Annotated in this window: 25 protein-coding genes and 2 tRNA genes; 16 read left to right on the forward strand and 11 right to left on the reverse strand. The window is 32.7% G+C overall.

What is annotated here, in order from left to right; translation table 11 throughout:
• The first annotated feature begins 89 nt into the window (after positions 1-89).
• Positions 90-162, forward strand: a tRNA-Gly gene (locus ABTV69_RS08660).
• Positions 163-260: 98 nt separating this feature from the next.
• A tRNA-Gly gene (locus ABTV69_RS08665) sits at positions 261-333 on the forward strand.
• A gap of 121 nt (positions 334-454) precedes the next feature.
• Here the strand turns inward: ABTV69_RS08665 and pepE are convergent.
• Positions 455-1,162: a dipeptidase PepE gene (pepE, locus tag ABTV69_RS08670; protein WP_433835459.1), complete on the reverse strand. Its 708-nt coding sequence runs from the start codon at positions 1,160-1,162 to the stop codon at positions 455-457.
• A gap of 164 nt (positions 1,163-1,326) precedes the next feature.
• Between pepE and ABTV69_RS08675 the strand changes: the two genes are divergently transcribed.
• The 7 genes from ABTV69_RS08675 (at position 1,327) to ABTV69_RS08705 (ending at position 7,448) form a co-directional block, all read left to right on the forward strand.
• Complete coding sequence (locus ABTV69_RS08675; protein ID WP_433835461.1) at positions 1,327-2,112, forward strand: hypothetical protein; 786 nt, start codon at positions 1,327-1,329, stop codon at positions 2,110-2,112.
• 79 nt (positions 2,113-2,191) lie between these two features.
• A complete protein-coding gene (locus ABTV69_RS08680) occupies positions 2,192-2,824 on the forward strand; it encodes a carboxypeptidase-like regulatory domain-containing protein (RefSeq protein ID WP_433835463.1) in 633 nt (210 codons plus the stop codon).
• Positions 2,814-3,569, forward strand: coding sequence for a hypothetical protein (locus ABTV69_RS08685; protein WP_433835465.1), 756 nt, complete (start codon positions 2,814-2,816; stop codon positions 3,567-3,569). Before ABTV69_RS08680 ends, ABTV69_RS08685 begins: the two co-directional genes overlap by 11 nt.
• Positions 3,566-4,072, forward strand: coding sequence for a DUF6702 family protein (locus ABTV69_RS08690; protein ID WP_433835467.1), 507 nt, complete (start codon positions 3,566-3,568; stop codon positions 4,070-4,072). The genes ABTV69_RS08685 and ABTV69_RS08690 overlap by 4 nt, the downstream gene beginning before the upstream one ends.
• Positions 4,073-4,138: 66 nt before the next feature.
• Entirely contained in the window at positions 4,139-6,382 is a 2,244-nt protein-coding gene (locus tag ABTV69_RS08695) for a M1 family metallopeptidase (RefSeq protein WP_433835469.1), read from the forward strand.
• A gap of 155 nt (positions 6,383-6,537) precedes the next feature.
• Entirely contained in the window at positions 6,538-6,885 is a 348-nt protein-coding gene (locus ABTV69_RS08700; RefSeq protein ID WP_111422740.1) for a Sec-independent protein translocase subunit TatA/TatB, read from the forward strand.
• Positions 6,885-7,448: a phosphatase PAP2 family protein gene (locus ABTV69_RS08705; RefSeq protein WP_433835472.1), complete on the forward strand. Its 564-nt coding sequence runs from the start codon at positions 6,885-6,887 to the stop codon at positions 7,446-7,448. Before ABTV69_RS08700 ends, ABTV69_RS08705 begins: the two co-directional genes overlap by 1 nt.
• 192 nt (positions 7,449-7,640) lie before the next feature.
• Here the strand turns inward: ABTV69_RS08705 and ABTV69_RS08710 are convergent, their stop codons facing one another.
• From ABTV69_RS08710 to ABTV69_RS08740, 7 genes are all read right to left on the reverse strand, one after another.
• Positions 7,641-8,360, reverse strand: a complete 720-nt coding sequence (locus ABTV69_RS08710; protein WP_433835474.1) for a phytanoyl-CoA dioxygenase family protein — start codon at positions 8,358-8,360, stop codon at positions 7,641-7,643.
• A gap of 70 nt (positions 8,361-8,430) precedes the next feature.
• A complete protein-coding gene (locus tag ABTV69_RS08715) occupies positions 8,431-9,072 on the reverse strand; it encodes an O-methyltransferase (RefSeq protein WP_433835476.1) in 642 nt (213 codons plus the stop codon).
• 111 nt (positions 9,073-9,183) lie between these two features.
• On the reverse strand, positions 9,184-9,549 hold the full coding sequence (locus ABTV69_RS08720; RefSeq protein WP_433835478.1) for a hypothetical protein: 366 nt from the start codon (positions 9,547-9,549) through the stop codon (positions 9,184-9,186).
• A gap of 178 nt (positions 9,550-9,727) precedes the next feature.
• On the reverse strand, positions 9,728-10,279 hold the full coding sequence (locus ABTV69_RS08725) for a hypothetical protein (protein WP_433835480.1): 552 nt from the start codon (positions 10,277-10,279) through the stop codon (positions 9,728-9,730).
• Between the two features lie 9 nt (positions 10,280-10,288).
• Positions 10,289-11,740, reverse strand: coding sequence for a hypothetical protein (locus ABTV69_RS08730; protein WP_433835482.1), 1,452 nt, complete (start codon positions 11,738-11,740; stop codon positions 10,289-10,291).
• Positions 11,741-11,743: 3 nt separating this feature from the next.
• On the reverse strand, positions 11,744-12,313 hold the full coding sequence (locus ABTV69_RS08735) for a YceI family protein (RefSeq protein WP_433835484.1): 570 nt from the start codon (positions 12,311-12,313) through the stop codon (positions 11,744-11,746).
• Positions 12,314-12,618: 305 nt separating this feature from the next.
• Positions 12,619-13,179, reverse strand: a complete 561-nt coding sequence (locus tag ABTV69_RS08740; protein ID WP_433835486.1) for a YceI family protein — start codon at positions 13,177-13,179, stop codon at positions 12,619-12,621.
• 375 nt (positions 13,180-13,554) lie between these two features.
• On the opposite strand from ABTV69_RS08740, the gene rlmN reads away from it, so the two are divergent.
• The gene (gene rlmN / locus ABTV69_RS08745; RefSeq protein WP_201998417.1) at positions 13,555-14,598 is read left to right on the forward strand and encodes a 23S rRNA (adenine(2503)-C(2))-methyltransferase RlmN; all 1,044 of its coding nucleotides are present in this window, start codon (positions 13,555-13,557) and stop codon (positions 14,596-14,598) included.
• Positions 14,599-14,685: 87 nt separating this feature from the next.
• Here rlmN and ABTV69_RS08750 read toward each other — a convergent pair whose 3' ends face one another.
• Entirely contained in the window at positions 14,686-15,549 is an 864-nt protein-coding gene (locus ABTV69_RS08750; protein WP_433835488.1) for a hypothetical protein, read from the reverse strand.
• A gap of 161 nt (positions 15,550-15,710) precedes the next feature.
• Between ABTV69_RS08750 and ABTV69_RS08755 the strand changes: the two genes are divergently transcribed.
• The 5 genes from ABTV69_RS08755 (at position 15,711) to dnaG (ending at position 21,476) form a co-directional block, all read left to right on the forward strand.
• Positions 15,711-16,688 carry a polyprenyl synthetase family protein gene (locus tag ABTV69_RS08755; RefSeq protein WP_433835490.1) on the forward strand — a complete coding sequence of 326 codons (978 nt, stop codon included), beginning with the start codon at positions 15,711-15,713 and terminating at the stop codon, positions 16,686-16,688.
• 198 nt (positions 16,689-16,886) lie between these two features.
• Complete coding sequence (locus ABTV69_RS08760) at positions 16,887-17,447, forward strand: RNA polymerase sigma factor (protein WP_433835492.1); 561 nt, start codon at positions 16,887-16,889, stop codon at positions 17,445-17,447.
• Positions 17,434-18,150, forward strand: a complete 717-nt coding sequence (locus ABTV69_RS08765) for a hypothetical protein (RefSeq protein WP_433835494.1) — start codon at positions 17,434-17,436, stop codon at positions 18,148-18,150. Before ABTV69_RS08760 ends, ABTV69_RS08765 begins: the two co-directional genes overlap by 14 nt.
• Before the next feature lie 33 nt (positions 18,151-18,183).
• Positions 18,184-19,275 carry a hypothetical protein gene (locus ABTV69_RS08770; protein WP_433835496.1) on the forward strand — a complete coding sequence of 364 codons (1,092 nt, stop codon included), beginning with the start codon at positions 18,184-18,186 and terminating at the stop codon, positions 19,273-19,275.
• A gap of 128 nt (positions 19,276-19,403) precedes the next feature.
• Entirely contained in the window at positions 19,404-21,476 is a 2,073-nt protein-coding gene (gene dnaG / locus ABTV69_RS08775; protein WP_433835498.1) for a DNA primase, read from the forward strand.
• Positions 21,477-21,572: 96 nt separating this feature from the next.
• On the opposite strand, the gene ABTV69_RS08780 is transcribed toward dnaG, so the two are convergent.
• Both ABTV69_RS08780 and nadE read right to left on the reverse strand, forming a co-directional pair.
• The gene (locus ABTV69_RS08780) at positions 21,573-22,202 is read right to left on the reverse strand and encodes a response regulator transcription factor (protein ID WP_008467169.1); all 630 of its coding nucleotides are present in this window, start codon (positions 22,200-22,202) and stop codon (positions 21,573-21,575) included.
• A 92-nt stretch (positions 22,203-22,294) separates the two neighbouring features.
• Positions 22,295-23,101, reverse strand: coding sequence for an NAD(+) synthase (gene nadE / locus ABTV69_RS08785; protein ID WP_433835500.1), 807 nt, complete (start codon positions 23,099-23,101; stop codon positions 22,295-22,297).
• A 99-nt stretch (positions 23,102-23,200) separates the two neighbouring features.
• On the opposite strand from nadE, the gene gldB reads away from it, so the two are divergent.
• The gene (gene gldB / locus ABTV69_RS08790; protein ID WP_433835502.1) at positions 23,201-24,157 is read left to right on the forward strand and encodes a gliding motility lipoprotein GldB; all 957 of its coding nucleotides are present in this window, start codon (positions 23,201-23,203) and stop codon (positions 24,155-24,157) included.
• Positions 24,158-24,160 lie beyond the last annotated feature (3 nt).

A 24,160-nucleotide genomic window follows, 5' to 3' on the forward strand; every position in this document is an offset into this window, starting at 1 on the left:
AGTTATAAAAAATTGTTGTTTTTTATTGATTTTTTTTACCGAAAAGCTTGTTTTTAACTGAACTTTCTTTCTATCTTTGCCGAACCAATGCGAAAGTAGCTCAGTTGGTAGAGCTCCAGCCTTCCAAGCTGGTTGTCGCGAGTTCGAGCCTCGTCTTTCGCTCTAGAAAACAAACTATTTAGTTTTGTTTTTGTGAAAATAAAATTTTTAATTTTTATTTGTTTTTAAAATTAAAATTTTTAAATTTGCACCCGGTTAATGCGAAAGTAGCTCAGTTGGTAGAGCTCCAGCCTTCCAAGCTGGTTGTCGCGAGTTCGAGCCTCGTCTTTCGCTCTTCAAAAGCCTCAAACATTGTTTGAGGCTTTTTTGTTTTGAACAAAATGTAAATTCCAAATTCCAATTTTTACATTCATTCTTTTTTTATTTTGGAATTTGGAATTTAAAAATTGGGATTTTATTTTAAATTGCTTAAGTCACTTTCTGTTTCTAATTCCGTTGGTTCTTGATTTTGTCTGAACAAACGAGCAGATAAATCTCCTTTCAAAGTAATTTTTTCTCCTTTAACTTCTAGCCAGCTTCCTTCTCTTAATCCTAAAACCGGAATTGCATTGAAAGCATGGAATTCTTTAATTCTCGTTTCGCGTGTTTCTCCCATATGTTTAGATTGTAAATCGGCATCTAAATAATGTGGATTCAAATTGAATGGTATTAAACCTAAAGTCTGAAAGCTTGGCGGATAAATAATAGGCATGTCGTTTGTAGTCTGCATTGACAAACCGCAAATATTGCTTCCTGCGCTAGATCCAAGGTATGGAGTTCCGTTTTTTACAGTTTCAGAAAGCAACTGCATAATATTGTTTTTATAAAGTTGCGTAACCAGCAGAAATGTATTGCCTCCACCTGTAAAAATTCCCTCCGCATTTTTTATTGCGTCTAGTGGATTTTCAAATTCATGAATTCCTTTAACGTCAATGTTGATGGTTGCAAAAGCCTCTGCTGCTCTTTTTGTGTAATCGTCATGCGAAATGCCGCCAGGACGCGCATACGGAATAAATAAAATGGTTTTGCAGTTTTTAAAATGTGTTTTTAAAGTAGGTAAGATATATTCTAAGTATTTGCCTCCGTGTAAGGTGGAGGTGCTTGCAATAATAACGCTTTTCATGATTTTTTATGCTCAAATTTTGTTTGTTAAAGATATTAAAAACTCTGTCTTTATCTCCGTCTTAGTTATTTTAATTAACATATTTTTACCAAGTCCTTAATATTAAATTTGGAACGACTTGAGATATTTTTACCGTTTTAAGAATATTTCTAATTTATTTTATTTTGTTTCAAAAAATTACTTGTTTTTTAATTGTTGTGGCGGGACAAGTTTGTTGGTCTCAGAGTCAAGACCGTTCTGTTTTTAATGGTAAAGTGGTTTCTAATACTTTAGATTTAGAAGGTGTTTACGTAATTAATGCACAAACAGAAGAAACGGTAACAACAAGCGCATCTGGCTCTTTTTTGATTTCGGCAAAAGCAGATGATGTGCTGGTTTTCTCTTCAATAAGTTTTAAAGAAAAAAGGGTTTTGCTGAAACAAGAGGATTTTTCAAATCTTAATTTTAGCGTCAATCTTACAATGGTAATGTACCAATTGCAAGAAGTTGTGGTAAAGCGGTATGATAATATCAATGCTGAAAATTTGGGTATAATTCCGATGGGACAAAAGAAATATACTGCAGCCGAACGTAAATTGCAAACTGCAACCGCATTAAATCCGACAGCAAATAGCGGCTCTTCAGCGGAAGGTTCTCTTATGGCTGGAGGTTCTATTTCTGCTGATCCTTTGTTAAATTTTTTCTCAGGGAGAACGGCTATGCTTAAGAAGGAAGTAGCGGTTGAGAAAAAAGAATTTTTTATCCGACTATTGGAAAATATGTTTAGTTTGGAACACTTTGTTGACCGATTGAAAATTCCCGTAGATTATGTTAAGGGGTTTGAATATTATGCTGTTGAGAATGATAAATTTACTGTGATTTTGAATTCTAAAAATAAAACTTCTACAGAATTTCTTTTAGGAGAGTTGGCTGAGAAATATAAAGAAATGATTGCTGGTGAGGGTAAGTAAGGTTATATCAATTATTGTTTTTCTTTTTTTTGTTCAGCTTGGTTTTGGACAGAAAGTTGCTAAACTGTTGACGGGTAGGGTGCAAGAGCAATCTACTTCAGTTGAAGGTGTGAATATTGTGAATAATACTACACAAGCTGCTACGATTTCTGATGCTGATGGTAATTTTTCGATTGCCGCACACGAAGGAGATGTTTTGGTTTTTTCTGCTGTAAACTTAGATCCGGTTAAACGTCGATTAACTGCAGAAGATTTGGCGGTTAGTTCTTTGGTAGTAAAAATGACTGCGAAAGAAGTGGAATTAAAAGAAGTGGTTGTGAATGAAAATGCCAATATAAATGCAGAAAACTTAGGGATTGTTCCATACGGACAAAAAAAATATACGCCCGCAGAACGAAAGGTCTATACGGCTACTTCGACATCGATTGATAAACTGTTGAATAAAATTTCTGGACGAACCGCGATGCTGAAAAAAGAAGTCAATGTAGAGAAAAAAGAGGCCCTTTTTAGAAAATTAGAATACCTTTTTGAAGAGAACTATTATACAGATAGATTGAAAATTCCATTAGATGATATAAAAGGATTTCAATTATTTTGTGTAGATGATGCCGAATTTGCTGTATCTTTGAATACTAAAAACAAAACAATGAGTATGTTTTTAATCACAGATCTAGCAAGAAAATATCTAACAATTCTCGAAAATGAAAAATAAATTAGGAGTACTCGTTGTCTGCTTATTTTGTCAATTTGTATTAGGGCAAAACGGTTTTAGGAAACCATTACACGGTCAGGTTATAAATGATTTTTTAGCCATAGAAAGTGGTTATGTTATGAATATTAATGCAAATGTTAGGACTTTTATCGGTGCTGGCGGTTTGTTTGATATTGCTGCACAGCCAAAAGATACTTTACTTTTCTCTGGCCTGACATTTCAGTCAAAAAAAATAGTTTTAACCGAAAAAGATTGTGCTGAAATTCTTTTGAAAGTAAAATTGGATTTAATTAATAATCAGCTTAAAGAAGTTGTGGTTCATAAGGAACTGAAAGTGAAATCAATGCAAGGTGGTTCGCAAAAATATGTGGATATGCAGTTTGAAGACGACAATCAGTCTACGGCGAAAAACAATGCAATGATGTCGGATCAAACAATAAAATATGGGACCGATTTTGTTCGAATCTTTAAGGATGTCAAAAAGCTTTTAAGTAAAAAAGACGAAGTAAAAGAGGAAGAAGTTACTGATATTGCTTTTGTAGAATACGCGAAAGATAATTTTACCAAAGATTTTTATTCTAAAACGCTTAATTTAAAAGATGACGAAGTGGAGCTTTTTCTAATGTATTGCTCAAATGATCCACATTCTAAACAATTAGTAGATCCAGATCAAAAGTTTCAGTTAATGGACTTTATGATCAATAAGAATAAAGATTTTAAGAAAGCTGAGGCTACTCAAAAATGAAAAAAAAGTTAATTTATCCTTTGCTGGGAATCTTGTTTGTATTGTCTTCAGCATTTGCTTTTCATAAATTTTATGTTGGTGTTTTTCAAGTAAATTATGCTGCAGAGAAAAAAATGCTGCAAATTACGTCCCGCATTTTTATTGATGATTTGAATAATGCAATGGAGAAAAAGTATCACAAAAAGACATTTGTGGGTACTAGCAAAGAAACTCCAGCAGATGTTGAATTACTGAAAAAATATTTGTCGGAACATTTCGTAATTAAAGTAAACGGACAATCAAAAACGGTCAGTTTTTTATCTAAAGAAGTCGAGGCTGATGATGTATTGGTCTGCTATTCGCGAATTAAGGACATTGATAAATTTAAAACGCTTGAGATTTCAAACACAATTCTGGTAGATTGGAATTCAGAACAGCAAAACATTACACATATTTCAGCATTTGATACCAAAAGAAGTGTTCTTTTTACAGAATCTTCAAGGAAAGAATTGTTAAAATATTAATGTATTGGTAAAATTAATGTTTTAATTACTATTTTCACAGCCTAAAGAAATTACCATTAAATTTTTATGAAAAAACTTTCATTATTATTACTTTTTCCTGCAATGTTAGTAGCGCAGGATAAAGCGGCAACCACACCTACTAAACAACAAGGGAAGTACGATACAAACAAGTTTAGCCAAATGTACGATTTGCTGGCAACTCCAAACATGTTTCGTACAGCTTCTGGGGCTCCAGGGCCAGCTTATTATCAACAGCAAGCAGATTACAAAATTGATGTTGAATTGGATGATAAAAATTCAAAATTAAGCGGATCTGAAATTATTACTTATACAAATAATTCGCCAGATAGTTTGGAATATTTGTGGATACAATTGGATCAAAACCAAGCTAAAGCAAATACACAGAGTACATTAGCAGAAAGCGATAAAATTAGTCAGGTACTTCCGCTTGATGGCTTTTCTACTAAATATTTGAAAAAAGATTTAGAGCGTGGTTTTAATATTGAGCAAGTTAAAGATGTTAAAGGAAACGCAATGTCATATACCATCAATGAAACGATGATGCGTATTAATTTGGCTTCATCATTAAAACCTGGAGAAAAAATTTCTTTCTCAATCAAATGGTGGTATAATATCAATAACTACAGAAAAGAAGGCGGTCGCTCAGGATATGAATTATTCGAGAAAGACGGTAATAAAATTTATGTAATTGCGCAATTCTATCCAAGAATGGCAGTTTACAATGATGTGGAAGGATGGCAAAACATGCAATTCTGGGGAAGTGGCGAATTTGCTCTTCCTTTCGGAAACTTTGATGTGAATATTACAGTTCCTGCAGATCACGTGATTGACGCTACAGGAGAATTAATGAATAGAAGTGAAGTTTTTACAGCTGAACAAGTGAAAAGATACGAGCAAGCACAAAAATCATTTGATAAACCGGTGGTTATTGTAACGCAAGCAGAAGCAGAAGTAACGGAAAAAGGATTTTCTGAAAAGAAAAAAACTTGGAAGTTTAGTGCTAAAAATGTTCGTGACTTCGGAATTGCTTCGTCTAGAAAATTCATTTACGATGCAATGGCTGTAAAATTAAATAATAAAATAGTAATGGCAGAGTCTGTTTATCCTAAAGAAGCAAATCCGCTTTGGGGAGAAATTTCAACTATGACTGTTGCGCATACTTTAAAAAGCTATTCTGCACATACTTTTGATTATCCTTATCCAAAAGCAGTTTCTGTTTCAGCAGAAGATCAAGGAATGGAATATCCGATGATTTGCTGGAACTATGGACGTCCTGATGAAAATGGAGTGACGAGCAAAGAAGTAAAAAACGGAATGATAGGTGTGGTTATCCATGAAGTAGGACATAACTTCTTCCCAATGATTGTAAATTCAGATGAGCGTCAATGGACTTGGATGGATGAAGGTTTAAATTCATTTTTAGAATATATTGCAGAGCAGGAGTTAGACTCAAGTTTCCCTTCAAGAAGAGGGCCGGCAAAAAATATTGTTCCTTACATGAGCGGTGATCAAAAGTTTTTAGAGCCAATTATGTCAAACTCTGAAACAATTCACCAATTTGGAAATAATGCTTATGGAAAACCAGCTACAGGTCTTAATATTTTAAGGGAAGTAGTTATGGGAAGAGAATTGTTCGATCATGCATTCAAAACATATGCAAACAGATGGAAGTTTAAGCACCCAACTCCAGAAGATTTCTTTAGAACAATGGAAGATGCTTCGGCAGTAGATTTAGATTGGTTTTTTAGAGGTTGGTTTTATTCAACAGACTTTGTAGATATTGCAATAAAAGATGTTAAACAATATTATGTTTCAGAAACTCCAACTTCGGATCTTAAAAATGTTAAGGTAAGAAAAGGACGTTTTGGTCTTGAAAAGGGGCCTTTCGTTTATTTGGTTGCAGGAGATAATGCAGAAGTCAATGCAGCTTCTAAAAAAGCTTTAAAAGTTGAAGACTTCAAACCTTTAGCAGATTATATAGATCAAACTTTTACAGCTGAGGAAAAAGCAAGTATTAAATCGCCTAAATATTTCTACGAAGTAGAATTTAATAAACCAGGCGGAATGATTATGCCTATTTTAGTTGAGATTACTTACGAAGATGGTTCTAAAGATAGCTACAAATACCCAGCGCAAATCTGGAGAAAAAGTAATGATACTGCTAGAAAAGTGTATGCTACCACAAAAGCAATTAAGAGTATCCAAATTGATCCACAATTGCTAACGGCAGATATTGATGTAACCAATAACTCTTGGCCAAAAGTAGAAACAAAGTCGAAATTTGATTAAATAAAATAAAAGTAATAGTGAAAAGTTCATCAAGTTTAAAAACCTGATGAACTTTTTTCTTTTAGGGAAATAATATTTTTAAAGGACTTTTTAAGTTAATTTTAAAACTCTAAGCTGAAAAGTTTAATATCTTTGCGACAACAAAAATAAAAGTTATGTTTGGTATAGGAGGAGGAGAATTAGTTTTCATACTGTTTATAGTACTAATGCTTTTTGGTTCTGATAAAGTGCCAGAGATCGCGCGTACAATGGGTAAAGCTATGGCTCAATTAAAAAATGCAACTAATGATATTAAAAGTGAAATTCAAAAAGGAGCAGAGGCTAATGGTCTTGATGCAAAATCTTTGAATGATATTACTGGAAATATCAATGCAGAAATTAATAATGCAAAATCGAATTTACTTGGAGATACAGGAAATCTTTTAGGAGATACTGCAACTGAAATCGAAAAAGTAAAAGAAGATATTGACACGCTCTCAGGACCTATAAAACGCCAAATGTAATGCTTGAAAAAATACAGGAATTAGATAAAGATCTTTTAATCTTTCTTAACGGATTAGGCTCTGAAACATTCGATAAATTATGGCTTATTATTACTAATCAGTTATATTGGACGCCATTTTTCTTATTCCTATTTTATCTTATTTATAAAAAAATAGGAGGAAAACAAACCCTGTATTTATTGCTTTTTATAGCCGTTTTGATCGCCTTTACGGATCAAACTTGTAACTTATTTAAACATACTTTTCAGCGTTTACGCCCTTGTAATGATCCAGAAGTAAATACTATTATCCGAGTTGTTCAGGTTAGAAAATCGTTTAGTTTTTTCTCTGGACATGCGGCAAATACTATGGCCGTTGCTACTTTCTTATTCTTAGTTTTAAAGCGTCATTTCAAATATTTAGGATTTTTATTTCTATGGCCTTTAATTTTTGCTTATAGCCGCATTTATTTAGGTTTACATTATCCAGGTGATATTCTTGCTGGATATTTCTTCGGAGCGCTTTTCGGTTCGCTAATTTATTTAGTGTATCGAAAATTGAAACCGCAATATTTTCCAGGGTAAATTTTGAAGATGCTAAGATTCTGAGGTTCTGAGACGCTAAGTTTTTTGAATTGAATTATAAAATATATTTTGAGTTGCCTTCAGCTTTAGCTGAAGGTTATTAAAAGCTTAAAAAGAAAAGGCTTTAGCCGAAATACATTTGTATTTTGACTAAAGCCTTTTTTAATATTAAAAGAAATTTAACTTAAAAAGCTAATTTAGAATTGTTTTTTCGCTCCATTCCAAACCATTTGGGAGTTGTTGTCTGCTAAATTCAATATGAATAACTCTTCTACGTTCGTTGTTTGTCGTTTTGTTTGATGCATGAAACAATAAAGGTTTCATAATCATAATTCCGCCTTTCTCGACTTCACAAATTGTTTCTTTTTCTTTTTCAAAATCAAGATTTTCAATTCTCAAAATTCCTTTTGAATGTGAATTATTAATCACTTTTAAAGCACCATTGTATTTAGTAGTTTTGTCAATATGAATTCTGATTGTGAAATTATTCTCTAATATTTCTGTTGGAGGTTGAACTGCAAATTGATTTTGTTTTACGGTCCAATTTTCGAAATTTTCTACTTCAATTTTCTGGTCAACAGAAATCGTTAAATCCTGATGATAAGCCACAAACCAATTTGATTTTTCTGGTTTATCAAAATAAATTGACTTCGTTATAAAAAATCCTTCTCCAAAAGTAGATTTTATAATTTTCTGTAGATTTTCATTAAAAACAAAAGGAAGAGTTTCTGGAATTTCTTTATGAAATTGCCTAATCGCAAATAAATCTTGAGACTTTCTGAAAGTCACATTTTCTTGATTATCTGTTGTTTTGTTTTCAATCAGTGAAATTATATTTTCAATTTCAGTTTCTGTAAAAACATTATTTATGATTGAAAAACCTTCTGTGTCAATCTGATTTAGATAAGTCATTTTAATAACTTTTAAACTTAAAAAGAAAACTTAGAATCTTAGTGCCTTAGCAACTTAGAAACTCAAAAATCTATAATACTCTCGAAACAGTCAATCCATCACGAATTGGCAATAAAACCGTTTCAACTCGAGGATCATCCTTTAAAAGCTGATTGTATTCTAAAAGAACTTTTGTGCTTACATCATTTGGATGAACTGGATCTAGAATTTTTCCACTCCATAGAACATTGTCAGATAAAATAATGCCACCTTTATTCATTTTTGGAACAATCATCTCCCAATAATTCAAATAGTTTTCTTTGTCTGCATCAATAAAAACCAAATCAAATTTTAGGTCTAAATCTGGAATAATGTTTACAGCCTCGCCCAAGTGCTGAAAAATTTGTTTTTCCCAAGGAGAAGCATCAAAATATTTTCGCTGAAAATCTACTAATTCTTCTTTGATATCAATCGTATGCAGTTGTCCGTTTTCTTGCATTCCTTCGCATAAGCATAAAGCAGCATAACCTGTATAAGTTCCGATTTCCAGAATGTTTACGGGACGAATCAATTTAGAAAGCATGCTTAAAACACGTCCTTGAAAGTGGCCACTCAACATTCTAGGCAAAAGTATTTTTTGATACGTTTCTTTGTTTAGCTTCGCTAACAATTCAGGTTCTTTTTCAGAATGCTGTTCGATATAATCTTCTAATTCTTGAGATATAAAATGCATGGTGTAGTATCTTGTAATTTAGGAACAAAAATACAAAAATATACCCTTAATATGAGGCATAAAAAAACCATTCGTTTTGCGAATGGTTTCTGTTTTTGATTTAGATGAAATTTATTTTTTCAAAGCTTCATTTACATCTTTAGCTGTTTTTACAGTTCCGTCTTTTGCAGCTTTTGCAGCATTTTCTACTTTTTCGGCACCTTTTTTAGCAGCGCTTTCAACATCATTTGCCGCTTTTTTAGTCGCATCTTTTACGTCGTTTGCTGCTTTTTCTGTTGCATCTTTAGCTTTTGTAGCTGCATTCTCAGCCTTGCTTACTGCAGTGTCTTTCACTTCTTCGATATCTGATGTTAAAGAGTCAACTTTGTTTCCAAGAGTTAATTCATCTTCTGCAGGTTTGTTTTCTTTTTTCTCGCAGGATTGAACAGTGAACGCTAATAAAGCAATTACAGCTAAACTCAAAATCTGTTTTTTCATAATTTAAATTTTTTTAGGTTGATAAAACGTAAACGTTAAATGGCTGAAAAATAAAGTTACAAATTTTAAAATGATTGAGCTCTTTGTAAGATTATGTTTTCTTTTGAGAGCAAAACAATTCTTGTGCCAAATTTTGATTTTTGTATTCTTGCTGTTTTAATTTTTTTAATGCGAAAAATTAGTTTTTGTATAAGCTGAAATTAATCACGATATCATCTTTAACTTTAATCAATCCCGCCATTTTTACGGGAGCTTCTAGTTCAATGTCAGAGAATTTCAAACTTAGAGTTCCTTGAATTTTGTCGTCAGTATTATATAAGATGAAATCTTTATACTTAAGTGTTTTGTCAGTAATATAAAAATTTAGTCTGCATTTGTAATTTTTTCCCAAGGGTTTTATGTCACTGATAGAAACTGTACTATTTGGAAATTTTTTAATTTTTACCGTTCCTTGTAAATCTTTTGTCATTATTTTATTGCCACAATCAAAGTTTGACATTTTAATGTCGGTATTAAATGTGTTTTTTTTAACTGAATTTACAAAGACTGTATCTTTTATTGCAAAGGTGTTAGAGCAATTGTATTTGCCAACAGTAGATAATCCTGTGATTTCTATTTTTATTTTATTTATTACCACAGCCGTATCTTCTGCAAAAAAAGTGGGTTTAGCACTTCCTAAGAATAAGAACATTGCTAAACCCATAATTAACATTGAAAATCTTGTTTTCATTTTTTTACGTTAGAATGCAATTGTTGCTTCGAATACTAAACCTTCAAATTTACCACCATAAAAGTTGTTTAGATTTCCAGTAGCAGGATCTCCTGTAAATTGTGAGTAATCTTTATATTTTTGATTAACGTAGTTTAATTTAGCTAAAATGTTTTTAGTCATAAACCAGCCAGCACTTGCTTCAAATTTATCTACAGTAACCTTTTTAGCGTCAGCATTAGATAATTTTCCAGATACAGTATTGTATTTTCCTCCAATGTAGAATTGTTCATTTCCTCCAAATCTGTAAATGAGCTCTGAAGCATATTGATTAGCAGTACGTTTGTCGTCTGTGCCAGCTTTATCTCCTCCTGAGGCTAATTCGATTGTTCCGAAGAATTCAAGTCCTCTGTATTTTACAAAAGGGTTAATCATGTACGTAGTAGCCCAATTTTTGAAATTAGGGTTGAACGTTGCTTCTGGAGTAGAAGTTTTGCTGAAGCTAGTAGGGACATCAGTAGTGCTTTCAGAAATAATAGTACCATTAGCATCTTTCTTAGTGATAGTATTTTTATAAGCATTATTATTTAATATGCCCCAATAACCAAATCCTGATCTATTAGCAGAATATATGTTTGCATTACCAAGATTTGCGTTATGGTAATAAGAACCAGTAATTCTTACTCTTAAATCTTCATTAAGCTGTTTGTCATAACCCAATTTAGCTAAGATTGAAGGGCTATGTGTTGTATTTGCATTTGGACCAGAAGGATAGAAAACTTCTTCGTTACTTTGATTTAAATTACCATTGGTAACTCCTAACATACTTACTAATCCATTTCTATTGTAGTAAACTTCCATACCCATTTCTGTCGTGAAAGAATACATTATATTATTTCCAACAAATGCATTTTTGATTGTGTTGCCATTATCAGAACCTCTGAAATGAGCGTCACCAAAATTGTTCTCCATTTGTCCAATTTTAATGGTAGCATATTTCATGAAATCGGCTAAGAAGTCTTTTTTGATAAAGTCTAATTTGTCAATTTGTAAGTACCCACCTTTTACATAAGAATCATTGTGATGTCTTGACGCTAAGTAAACATCTAAATTTACTCTTACACCGTCAAACAATTGAGCTCCAATATACATATCAGCTGCAGGAAGCGTAAAATTGTTCTCCGTATTCATTAAACGATATCCTGTAATTGATCTAGTTGTAGTACCCGTAGCAGTATTGGTTGTAGTCGTAATGTTATTAGGTTGGTTGTTGAATGAATTTGTCGCTTGAAAATCCATATTAAAAGCACCACCAAGGTCAATACTAAGGCCTTTAAATTCTCTATTGTCTTTTTGAACGTCAAAAACGTTGATACCATCTTTTCCTCTAGAGATTTGGTTTTGCATATTCCCAAAACTAACTTGTGCCTGAGTAGCAAATGTGCTAAGAGCTGTGAAAAATAGAATATAAATCTTCTTCATGGCTTATAAATTAAAAGTTAAATTAAATTTTATTGTCAGGTCTTGCCCTGTTTTTATTGTACCAAGCATTGCTGTTGGCGACTTCATTCCGAAATCTTTAAAAGTGATTTTGTTAGAACCTTGAAAGTTTAATCCGTCTTTTGTAACCGTTGTTTTTACAGAAGTTTTATACACTTTGCTAACTCCGGCAATGGTATAGGTTCCAGTTAATTCCCAAGTTGTTTCATTTACTTTTTCAGCAGATTTTAGAACATATTTAATGTTTTTGTTTTTATCTGTTTTTAGCGTTTCATAAGCCACCTTATCCATGCTTTTTTTCTCGCTTTTTACACTTTCTGCCAAAAGAGTAACTGTTAGAGCTTCTATATCGGTTAGTTTTCCGTTAGCGATGTTTAAAGTGGCTGTTCCTGTTCCAGATGCCGATTTCATTTCCCAGTCGTGAAGAGTAGATGTCCCAGCAACGGAAAAAGTTGATTTACTATCTAAAGTGTATGATTTTTGTGCTGTTGCAAATGAAGTGATTCCGAAAATTGCAATAACAAGGGCGAATAATTTCATTTTATTGGTTTTCATTTTAATTGTGATTTTGATTTAAAAAAATAGATAAACTCGGCCAATTCTATCTCTCAGTATTTATTATGTTGTTTTAACTTGTATCAAAGATCTATCTATTAACTAGTATGATACATGATAAAAATCATTGTTAAAATTTTATTAAATTGGTATTTAATAACTATAACGTTTTCATTTTTCGTAAAATCGATCACTACCGTAAAAAAGAATATAAGATTTTATTAATTTTTCAGTTTTTAACATTTAGTTATAAAACACGAAATCTTAAAAAAGTGTATTTCTTTAACACTAGAATGCTGATTTTCTTAGCTTAAAATAATGTTGAAGATTACCGTTAGATCTTTTCCTGCCTTTACAACGCCAAGAGCAGCTTTAGGAGGCGTCATTTCAAAATCGCCAAACGTAATTTGGTTAGAACCTTGCAGAGTAATGGTTCCTTTGTTAGTAGTTACTTTTACCTGAGTTTTGTATTCTTTGCTCACGCCAGCAATAGTATAAACTCCTGTTAGATTCCAAGTGTTCTCGTCTATTTTTTCAGCAGATTTTAAAACATACTCAATACGTTTGTGCGTTTCGGTATCTAGAGCTTCATAAGCTACTTTGTCCATACTCTCTTTGTAGCTTTTTAAACTTTCTGCCAATAATGAAATTTGCAAACTATTTATGCTAGCTAGTTTAGAATCCTTAACGATCAAGTTGGCCATGCCGGTTCCTTCTGTAGATTTCATTACCCAGTCGTGTACGGTAGAAGTTCCTGCTACTTCAAAAGTTGAGTTTGCAGCTACGCTATAATTTTTTTGTGCATTTGCCTGTAATGCCATAGTTGTAAAAATAATGGTCAGTAAAAATGATTGAATTGTTTTCATGTTGATAAAGTATAGGTTAATCACTTAAATCAGGAAGTTTTAAAATTCAGTTAGTAGTTAAAGAATCAAAAGCTATCCTTATTTCTTCGACCAAAATTATCGCGCGCGCGTAGAAAACGAAATGATAAAAATCATAGCTAAAGTTTTATTAAATTAGTATAGTAGAGAATGTAAAAGCTTATTAAGACAGGCATTGAATGATTTAGAGAATAGAAATAAAAATGCAATTTCCTGTCTGTTAGTTTGTTGGGTAATAGAGCGGGAAATACTAGCGTTGTTTTTCTGATTTGTTTTTTGAAAAAATTAAATCAAGAAAAAAATGGGGTAAAATGCTTTAAGTTTTAGAAAATACTGGAAATAAATTAACTTTGCAGCATGCAAATGGAGAAAAAAGACATACGAGCCTTATCAAAAGAACAGCTTCGCGATTTTTTTGTTGAAAATGGAGATAAAGCTTTTCGAGGAAATCAGGTTTACGAATGGTTATGGAGCAAAGGTGCTCATAGTTTTGAAGACATGACAAACGTAGCAAAAGCTACGAGGTCTATGCTTGAAAATAACTTTGTTATCAATCATATTAAGGTTGATACCATGCAAAAAAGTAGTGACGGAACAGTAAAAAATGCCGTGAGACTTCACGACGGGCTTGTGGTAGAATCGGTTTTGATTCCGACAGAAACAAGAACTACGGCTTGTGTTTCTAGTCAGGTTGGGTGTAGTTTAGATTGTAATTTCTGCGCGACAGCACGATTAAAAAGAATGCGAAATCTAGAACCGGGCGAAATTTACGATCAGGTGCTGGCAATAGACAAAGAAAGTCGTTTGTATTACAATCATCCGCTTTCAAATATCGTTTTTATGGGAATGGGAGAACCTTTAATGAACTATAATAATGTCATTAAAGCAATCGACATGATTACTTCAGAAGAAGGTTTAGGAATGTCTCCAAAACGAATCATGGTTTCGACTTCGGGAATTCCGAAAATGATCAAAAAAATGGCAGATGATGATGTGAAGTTTAAGCTGGCGGTTTCTCTACACTCTGCTATAGATGAAACGCGCGCTCGCATTATGCCTTTCAGTAAAAATTTCCCTTTAAAAGATTTGAGAGAAGCTTTAGAGTATTGGTATAGAAAAACAAAAAGCAAAATCTCGTACGAATATGTAGTTTGGAAGGGAATCAACGACGATAAAGCTTCGGTTGATGCTTTGGTTAAATTCTGTAAATATGTGCCTTGTAAAGTCAATTTAATTGAATACAATCCTATTGATGATGGCGAGTTTCAACAAGCTTCAGAAGAATCTATTATGGCTTATATAAAAGCATTGGAAAATATTGGAGTAGTGGTAAAAGTGAGAAGAAGTCGAGGAAAAGACATTGACGCCGCTTGCGGACAATTGGCCAACAAAGAAGCTTAATCTTTTTTAAAATTATAAAAAACAAAAAGCATTAAAAACGAGAAATCTCTTGTTTTTAATGCTTTTTTTCTGGACAAAAAGGATGCTTTATTTTTTCAAATCTACTTCTTCTGTAACTCCGTCTTTTGTTACTTTTACAAGAGTATCGCATTCTCCGCTACCATAATCTAGAGTTGCTGTAGCGCCATTTTTAGTTATAGAAACAATTCCTTTTACTGCAAAAGATTTTCTGCAAGTTGCATTAAACTCTAAAGGAGTAGTGATTTCTGCTGAGAAAGTATCTCCATTTGGGAAAGTTGTAGAACCGCTTCCTGTAACTACAAAGACATTATCGTCCCAATCAAACCAAGTGTCATAACCGGAGGTCATTTCTTTTATTAAAGTTCCTTTTCTAGAATAAATTTTTCCATCATCAAAAGTAATGGTCAAATCTATAGAAGCTGTAGAGACAGGGTGTGGCGTTACTAATAAATTCGTTTCTTTAATCGTTCTCACAATGCTTTTGCTTCCTTGAAGTTTTTTTCCGTTATGATAAAATCCTTCAAAGGTATAGCTGATGGTTTGTGTAGAAGAAGTAAAATCGTTTGAAAAAGAAACAACCATTTTACCTTTTACTGTATTTCCGTTATTCAGAGTACAGCCTTCTACGCCAAAATCTACTGTTTTTGTCCAAGTATTGTTGGTTAAAACCGTAGTAATTGTGGCACAGCTCGGAAGATAATTTTTTATAGGTCCGCTTGGTTTTGAATTTATATTCAGCTGAGAACTAAATTGATCTTCGGCAATATTAGTAACATCCTCAACAGAAGCATCGATTTTAGAGTTGGTTATAATCTCATCGTTGGTAATGGCTGCTGTCGTCGATCCATCATTTGTTTTTTCATCAGAATTACAGCTGATAAAAAAAGACATTGTAATACAAGTGCTAATTAATAAAAATTTTGTTTTCATAAATAAATAGTTTTGGGTTCTTCTTTTCAGTTAATGAATTCAAATCAGTATTAGTTAGAGCTATTTTGGGAGTTTTTTTTCAGGTTATGGCATAAATTATTTAAATCCTAACCTAAAATACACAACGTATTTTTATTTAAAATAGTATATTTGAAGTCTAAATGAATATCACTTCTCAAATAAAGCAGCCCATTTTTAACGAGATGGAACTTTTCGAAAAAAAGTTCCATGAGTCGATGACCTCTAAGGTTGCCTTATTAAACCGAATTACTTATTATATCGTAAACCGTAAAGGAAAACAAATGCGTCCGATGTTTGTTTTTCTTACTGCGAAAATGGTTTCTGGCGGTACTGTAAACGAAAGAACATATCGTGGAGCTTCGGTAATCGAATTAATTCATACCGCAACTTTAGTACATGATGATGTTGTGGACGATAGCAATCGCCGCCGCGGATTTTTCTCAATCAATGCGCTTTGGAAAAATAAAATTGCCGTTTTGGTTGGAGATTATTTATTGTCTAAAGGTTTGTTGCTTTCTATTGATAATGGCGATTTCGATTTATTGAGAATTATTTCTGTTGCCGTTCGCGAAATGAGCGAAGGAGAATTGCTTCAAATAGAAAAAGCAAGAAGACTTGATATTACCGAAGATGTTTATTACGAAATTATCAGAAAGAAAACAGCAACACTTATTGCAGCTTGTTGTGCGCTTGGCGCGAAAGCCGTAATCGAAGATGATGTGCAGGTAGAAAATATGCGCAAATTCGGCGAATTGATCGGAATGGCTTTTCAAATCAAAGACGACTTATTTGATTATAGCGACGAAGCCATTGGAAAACCAACAGGAATAGATATTAAAGAGCAAAAAATGACTTTACCTTTAATTCACGTTTTAAATACTTGTACTCCGCAAGAAAAAAAGTGGTTGATAAATTCCATCAAAAACCACAACAAAGACAAAAAACGCGTAAAAGAAGTGATTGCCTTTGTAAAAAACAATAATGGTTTGGCTTACGCCGAAAATAAAATGGTAGAATTCCAGCAGGAAGCACTTGCATTACTTCAAAACTTTGCAGATTCAGAATACAAAGACGCTTTGACTTTGATGGTGAATTACGTAATCGAAAGAAAAAAATAATCTTTTTAATTAGATAATTAGAAAATTTGTCAATTAGATAATTGTTTTACTTTGTTGTAAATCAGTTGTGTATTTATATGTCTTGGAATTTTGATTTTTTTTATTGAAATTTTTTTTACCCTCATGCAACCATTTCAAATCGACAATCGTCTATGCTAATAGAAGTCTGTTTCTAAAACCAAAACCGAAAGCTTATTAATGAAAATTATTTCGTTACATCAAGAAGAAACCAAAATCATAAAGTTGGCTGTCGAGAACAATCGTCAGGCGCAACAGCAGATTTATGGTAAGTTTTCTTCTAAAATGTTAAGCGTGTGTCGTCAATATATAAAAGACATTCAATTGGCAGAAGATGTAATGATAACGGCTTTCATGAAAGTGTTCACCAATTTAAACAAGTTTGAGCACAAAGGAAGTTTTGAAGGCTGGATCCGCCGAATTATGGTTAACGAATGCATTTCTTATTTAAGAGTTCAGAAAAAAGTAAAATTTGCCGAAGATGAATTTTTTGTCGAAGAAAGCTTTAATGAAATCGATAGCCAATTTACAGTAGAACAAATTCAATATTTAATTGATGCCTTGCCAGACGGTTACAAAATGGTTTTCAATTTATATGCGATCGAAGGCTACAAACACAATGAAATTGCCAAGATGTTGGGAATAAATGAAGGAACATCAAAATCGCAATTATCGCACGCTAGAAAAATGCTGCAAACACAAATTAATATTTTAAAAAGACAAGATAATGGAACCGAATAATTTTGAAAAGGATTTCCGTGACAAACTAAATCAACGCGAAATCGAACCAAGCAACAAAGCTTGGGATCGATTGGATACAATGTTGAGTGTAGCAGAAGAAAAGAAACCTAAGAAAAGTAAAAAATGGCTTTATATCGCAGCAAGTGTTGTGGGGTTTTTATTGGTTGGAACGCTATTTTTCAATCAAAATAAAAATGCAGTTAAAACACCAGAAACGGTAGTTGTAGAGAAAGAAACTGAAACTCCAAATGTATCAGTTGCAAAACCTGTTTTAAACAATGTGGATTCCATTAAAACGGAAACTGCGATTGCTGAAAAAACTTCAGAAGAATCAATAAATAAAGAAGAAAGAGTTAGTAATCAAACTTCAAATCAAATCATTAAAAAAGAATCTAATCAAATAGCGGAGTCTTCAATCATCATCAAAAACAATCAAGAAAAACAATCAACAAACAATCCAACTTTAATTGCTGAAACTTCTAAGCAAGAAAATGTTGATCAATTATTAGAAACGGCTGAAACTGCGATTTTAGCAGAAAATGCAGTTAAATCAAAATCAAAAATCAAAATTAATTCTAATGATTTATTAGATCAGGTTGACGGAGAATTGGAACTTTCTTTTAGAGAAAAAATGATTGCAAAAATCAATAAAAGTTACCACACCGTTAAAGTCGCTGTTGAAAATCGAAACATTAAAAATTAAATCATCAATCAAATCAATCAAAAAAAAGTAATCATGAAAAATTTTACAATTTATCTATTTCTCTTAGTATTCCTGTTTGTTACCAAAATGGTAGGGCAAGAAACTTTTGAGAACAAAGCAAAAGCAATTGCAGTTAATATCGAAAATATAACAAATGAAGAAAAAGCAGCTTTAAAGAAAGAAGTCGATGAGGTTAATAATCAATTAGTCGAAGGAACCATTTCTAGAGAAGAAGCTGAAAAAAAGAAAAAAGATTTTGCAGAAAAAAGAGCTCGTAACATAGAAGATAGAGTAGCTCTTGAGCAGGAAAAGTTACAAGAATTGGTTCAGGAAAAAGTAGATGGAAAAGTGAATTACAATAAAGACAAAGGAGGGACTATATTGTTAATTGGCGGTAGCAATGATTCAATCAGACCACATCAGACAGAAATAAAAATTCCTGCAATGAAGGTTTACAATGGGCAAGATGATAAAGTGAAAAGAGAATCTAAAAGAACGACTTCTCAGTTTGTATTTGCTATGGGGTTAAATAGTACGATGGTTGATGGCAAACTTCAGGATTCGAATTATGATTTTATAGGGTCGCATTTTTACGAATGGGGTTTGACTTTGAATTCTAGAATTCTAAACGACAACAATTTATTGCATGCCAAATATGGACTTTCATTAATGTATAATAATCTTAGACCGACAGATAATCGCAGTTTTGTTGTAAATGGCAATCAGACAGATCTCGTTACAAATCCGATACACTTAAAAGAATCTCGTTTTAGAAATGTCTATTTAGTTGTGCCAGTTCATTTAGAATTTGATTTTTCGAAAGATGGAAATTATGATGGGAAAAGCTATTTCAGAACACATAAAGGATTTAGAATGGGTTTTGGAGGTTATGCTGGAATTAATGTAAAATCGAAACAGATTTTAAAATTTGAAGACAATGATTATAAAACCACACAAAAAACAAAAGGCGATTATAATGTAAATAATTTTGTTTACGGATTGAGTTCTTATATAGGTTATAAAGAAATAAGTCTGTATTTTAAATACGATTTAAATCCAATATTTAAGAACAATCTTGTAGACGAGAATAATATTTCTTTAGGTATTCGATTCGATTTCAACTAATAAGAAAATTAAGTTTAGTTAGCAAAAAGGCATCTCGAGAGGGATGCTTTTTTTGATTTAAAATGATAAAAATTCCAGTAAGATTTATGTATTTTTGCAAGCTCTCAACTTTTAAAATTTAATACACTTTGATTTCACAAAATACCATAGATTCTGTTTTTGAAACTGCTCGAGTAGAGGAGGTTATTGGCGATTTTGTGAATTTGAAACGCGCAGGAAGTAACTTTAAAGGTTTGAGTCCGTTCTCAGATGAGCGTTCTCCTTCGTTCATGGTGTCGCCCGCAAAAGGAATCTGGAAAGATTTTAGTACGGGAAAAGGTGGAAACTCGGTTAAATTCTTAATGGAGCATTCGCAATTTACCTATCCCGAAGCTATTCGATATTTAGCCAAAAAATACAATATCGAGATCGAAGAAACTGAACAGACAGAAGCAGAAAAAGCCAATACAGATCTTCGTGAAAGTATGTATTTGGTTTCGGAATTTGCTGCCAAGTATTTTCAGGATGTTTTGGTTAATTCTGAAGAAGGAAAAGCAATTGGTTTGTCTTATTTTAAAGAAAGAGGATTTACAAACGAAACCATAAAGAAATTTAATTTAGGATATTCTCCAGAAACTTGGGATGCTTTGACGAAAGAAGCCTTAGGAAAAGGTTATAAATTAGAATTTCTAGAAAGTACAGGTTTGACCATTGCTAGAGAAGATCGTCCGTTTGATCGTTTTAAAGGACGTGTTATGTTCCCAATTCAAAGTATGTCAGGTCGTGTTTTAGGTTTCGGAGGACGTATTTTAACGAATGATAAAAAAGCGGCAAAATACCTAAACTCGCCAGAAAGTGATATTTACCATAAAAGTAAAGTGCTTTACGGAATTTACCACGCGAAACAATCTATAGCCAAACAAAACAATTGTTATTTGGTTGAAGGATATACCGATGTTATTCAGTTTAGCCAAGCCGGAATCGAAAATGTTGTAGCGTCTTCAGGAACAGCATTAACGCCAGATCAAATTCGCTTGATAAATCGTCTAACGCGTAATATTACCGTTCTTTTTGATGGAGACGCGGCAGGTTTACGAGCGGCCATTAGAGGAATTGATTTGATTTTGGAGGAAGGTATGAATGTTCGTGTTTGTTCTTTTCCTCAGGGTGAAGACCCTGACAGTTTTGCACGAAAAAATTCGCACGATGATTTAGTTGCTTACCTAGAAAACAACAGTAAAGATTTTATACAGTTTAAGGCTTCAATCTTAATGGGTGAAGCTAAAAACGACCCAATAAAAAAAGCTGATCTGATTCGCGATATGGTTGCAAGTATTTCTAAAATTCCAGACCGTATTCAGCGTGAAGTATATATTCAGGAATGTGCAAGAATTATGGACATTTCAGAACAGGTCTTAACTAGTACTTTGGCGCAGCTTATTCAGAAAGATATAGCCGAAGCTAATAAAAAACAGAAACAGGAACAAAAGCCTTTTGAAGTTCATAGAAATCAGCCTCCACAAGCAGGAACGTTTTCAGGAGGAGATCCTGAAGATCCAAGAAACGGACCGCCGGATGATTATTATCCAGGAGAACCTGGATTTTATCCAGAAGCACAACAGGCAGAAAAAGTAAATATTTTAGACAATTTCGAAAGAAAGGTTATTGAAATTCTTCTTTTGTATGGAAGTGTAGTCGAAAGCTTTGAAGATGTTTTCTTAAAAGCTGATGAAGAAGGAAATGTAAAAGAGGTCTCGGAAAAACGAGAGTATAAAGTATTTCAAAAAATATATTTAAGTCTTCAAGAAGATGAGATAGAACTTTCTAATACTTTATTTCAGAATATTTATAATAATCTTATTGAGTTCTACAATCAAAATGCAACTTTCAGTTTAGACAAATATTTGATGCATTTAGAGCCTGAATTTGCTCAGGAAGTGACCAATATTTTAATGGAAGACGAAAGATTGACTATTCATAATTGGGAAGGACAAAATATTTTTCCGAAGCAAAAAAGTGAAACCATCGAACAAAATGTTTCGGAAACTATTTTTGCGATGAGGTGGTATTTGGTTTCTAGAATTATTTCAGAATTAAAAAATTCGCTTATCACAGATCCTCAAGAAGATAATTCAGAAATTTTAAGTATGGTGATCGATTATTCTAAATTGCTCAATAGCTTTTCAAAAAAATTAGGGCGAGTAGTGGTGCCTTACCACTAAAAAAGGAAAAAACTCTATCTAATTTGATAAATCAAAATAGATAGAGTTTTTATAATTTTCGATACTCTTAAAAAGGCTAAGATTTTCGACTTGTAATTAAATAATTTCTAAAGTCTTAGCTTTGTTTACTAAGTCAACTAAATTAGTAACGTTTAATTTAGTTAATAATCTCAATTTGTAAGTACTGATTGTTTTTTCGTTCAGATTTAAGATTTTAGAGATTTCATTGTTTTTCTTACCATCACTTAAATAACGTAAAACTTCGATTTCACGGTTAGATAATTTTCTGTACAGACGCTCACTTTTGCTTTGTTTTGCGATAAGTGCCATGTTTTTGCGTACTGTTTCGTTGATGATAATTTTTCCTTCGTGTACTTTAATAATAGAATGACCTAATGTTTCAAGTTTTTCTGTTTTGTGTACATACCCAGAAACTCCTGCTTTGATTGCGTTTGGAGCGTACATTTGCTCAGCAAGATCACTGAAAATAACAATTTTTGTTTTTGGGAAATTTTTCAAGATTGATTTAATTTCAAAAATACTTGAAAGGCCTTCTAATTCTAAATCTAGAATTAAAATGTCGATTTCCTTCGTTTGAAGAATATCTCTAACCATTGAAAAATTGCCTACATTGGCAACAATTGAAATTTGATCGTGGTCTTTAAAATAAGACTTAACGCCAAAGTGCGTCACAGGATGATTGTCTGCTAGACATACTTTAATCATAATTTTTACCTTTTTTAGAATTGTTCATGTTTTTGGAACGGTAAAATTAATAAATAAATTCTGTAATAACTCGCAGAGAATGTTAAAATGTATTATTTTAACGTTTTTGGTATTAAACAAACCGGAATTGGGTCCATTTTATGCTTGTTGTTGGTGTTTAGTCGTTTATAAATTTCAAAGACAGATTTTTCTCTCCCTTCGAAGTCAGATGCCGTCTTTCCTGACTCTGCGGATAACATTGCCCATTCTAATTCGTCATAACTTGCTCCTAATTGGTCTTCATCGGTACGATTGTCTCCAAATAATCCATCGGTAGGGGCTGCTGTTAAAATTGATTGTGGAATTTCTAAAAATTCTCCTAAAGCGTAAACGTCAGATTTCATTAAATCAGCAATCGGACTTAAATCTACGCCGCCATCTCCATATTTAGTGTAAAAACCTACGCCAAAATCTTCAACTTTGTTTCCGGTTCCGGCAACTAGCAAACCATGAATTCCTGCTAAATAATATAAAGAAGTCATTCTAATGCGTGCACGAGTGTTTGCTAAGGCTAAATTTACTTTTGCTGTATCATCTGTTGCAGGGACAGCACTTCTAAAAGATTCAAAAGTTGATGTCAAATCAGTTTTAACATCAGAAACATTTGGAAAACGTTTTTTAAGCTGGTCAATGTGCTCTCTTCCTCTTGAAACTTGGCTTTCTGCCTGATGAATTGGCATTTCTACGCATAAAACTTTCAGTCCTGTCTGTGCGCATAAAGTTGAAGTTACTGCAGAATCTACACCTCCCGAGATTCCAATTACAAAACCATTTACTTTTGCATTACTAGCGTAATTTTTTAACCACTCTACAATGTGCGTATTTACTTTTTCTGTCTGAATTGTGCTTTTTTTAGCCATAATAGTTTAAGTTTTAAGATGCAGGGATGTATATTTGCAGAATTATTTTGAGTATGTAATTACTTAAAATTCTGATAACACAAATCTAATTAAAATAAAATGAAAATTTATCGCTTTGCAGTGGTTCTATGCCTGTTTTTTTTGTCTTGCAATCAAAAAAGTAAGGTTGAAAAAGAAGTAGAAGAAATTCCTGTTGATATTAAGGTGGAACGATTTGACAAGGTGTTTTTTGAAACTAAACCGCAAGATTTGCCAAAAATAAAAAAACAGTATCCGTTTTTCTTTCCTGGCAACGATGATAATCTCTGGATTCAGAAAATGAATGATCCGATCTGGAGAGAAGTTTATGATGAAGTTCAGAAAAAATACAGCGATTTTGAGCCTGTTCGTAAAGAATTTAATGCTCTTTTTCAACATGTAAAATACTATTTTCCTAAAACTAAAATTCCGAAAGTAATTACCGTTATTGGAGAAATGGATTATAATGCAAAATCAATTTATGCTGATAGTCTTGTAGTAGTGGCTTTGGAATTGTATTTAGGAAAAAATCATAAGTTTTATGAGTTTCCAAATTACTTAAAAGAGAATTTTGAAGAAAGACAAATTATGCCAGATGTGGTTTCTAGTTTTTCTTATCGAAATATTCCAAATTCAATTGATAAGAGTTTGGTAGCGCAAATGGTTTTTGAAGGAAAACAACTTTACGCAAAAGATTTGCTTCTTCCTGACTACACAGATGCTGAAAAAATGGGATATACTCCTGAGCAGATAAAATGGTGTGAAGAAAATGAAGCGTATATGTGGCGTTATTTCATAGAAAATGAAATGCTTTATAGCGACGATCCAAAATTGAGAGCGCGATTTATTGCTCCGGCACCTTTCTCTAAATTCTTTTTAGAAATAGATAACGATTCTCCAGGGCGAGTGGGAGCTTGGATAGGCTGGCAGATGGTACGTTCTTACATGAAAAATAATAATGATGTTTCTTTGTCTGAATTGTTTAAAATTGAGGCAAAAGAAATCTTCGAAAAATCAAAATATAAACCTAAGAAATAGAAA

The organism is Flavobacterium anhuiense (genome assembly GCF_050990855.1).
Lineage (GTDB): Bacteria > Bacteroidota > Bacteroidia > Flavobacteriales > Flavobacteriaceae > Flavobacterium > Flavobacterium anhuiense_C.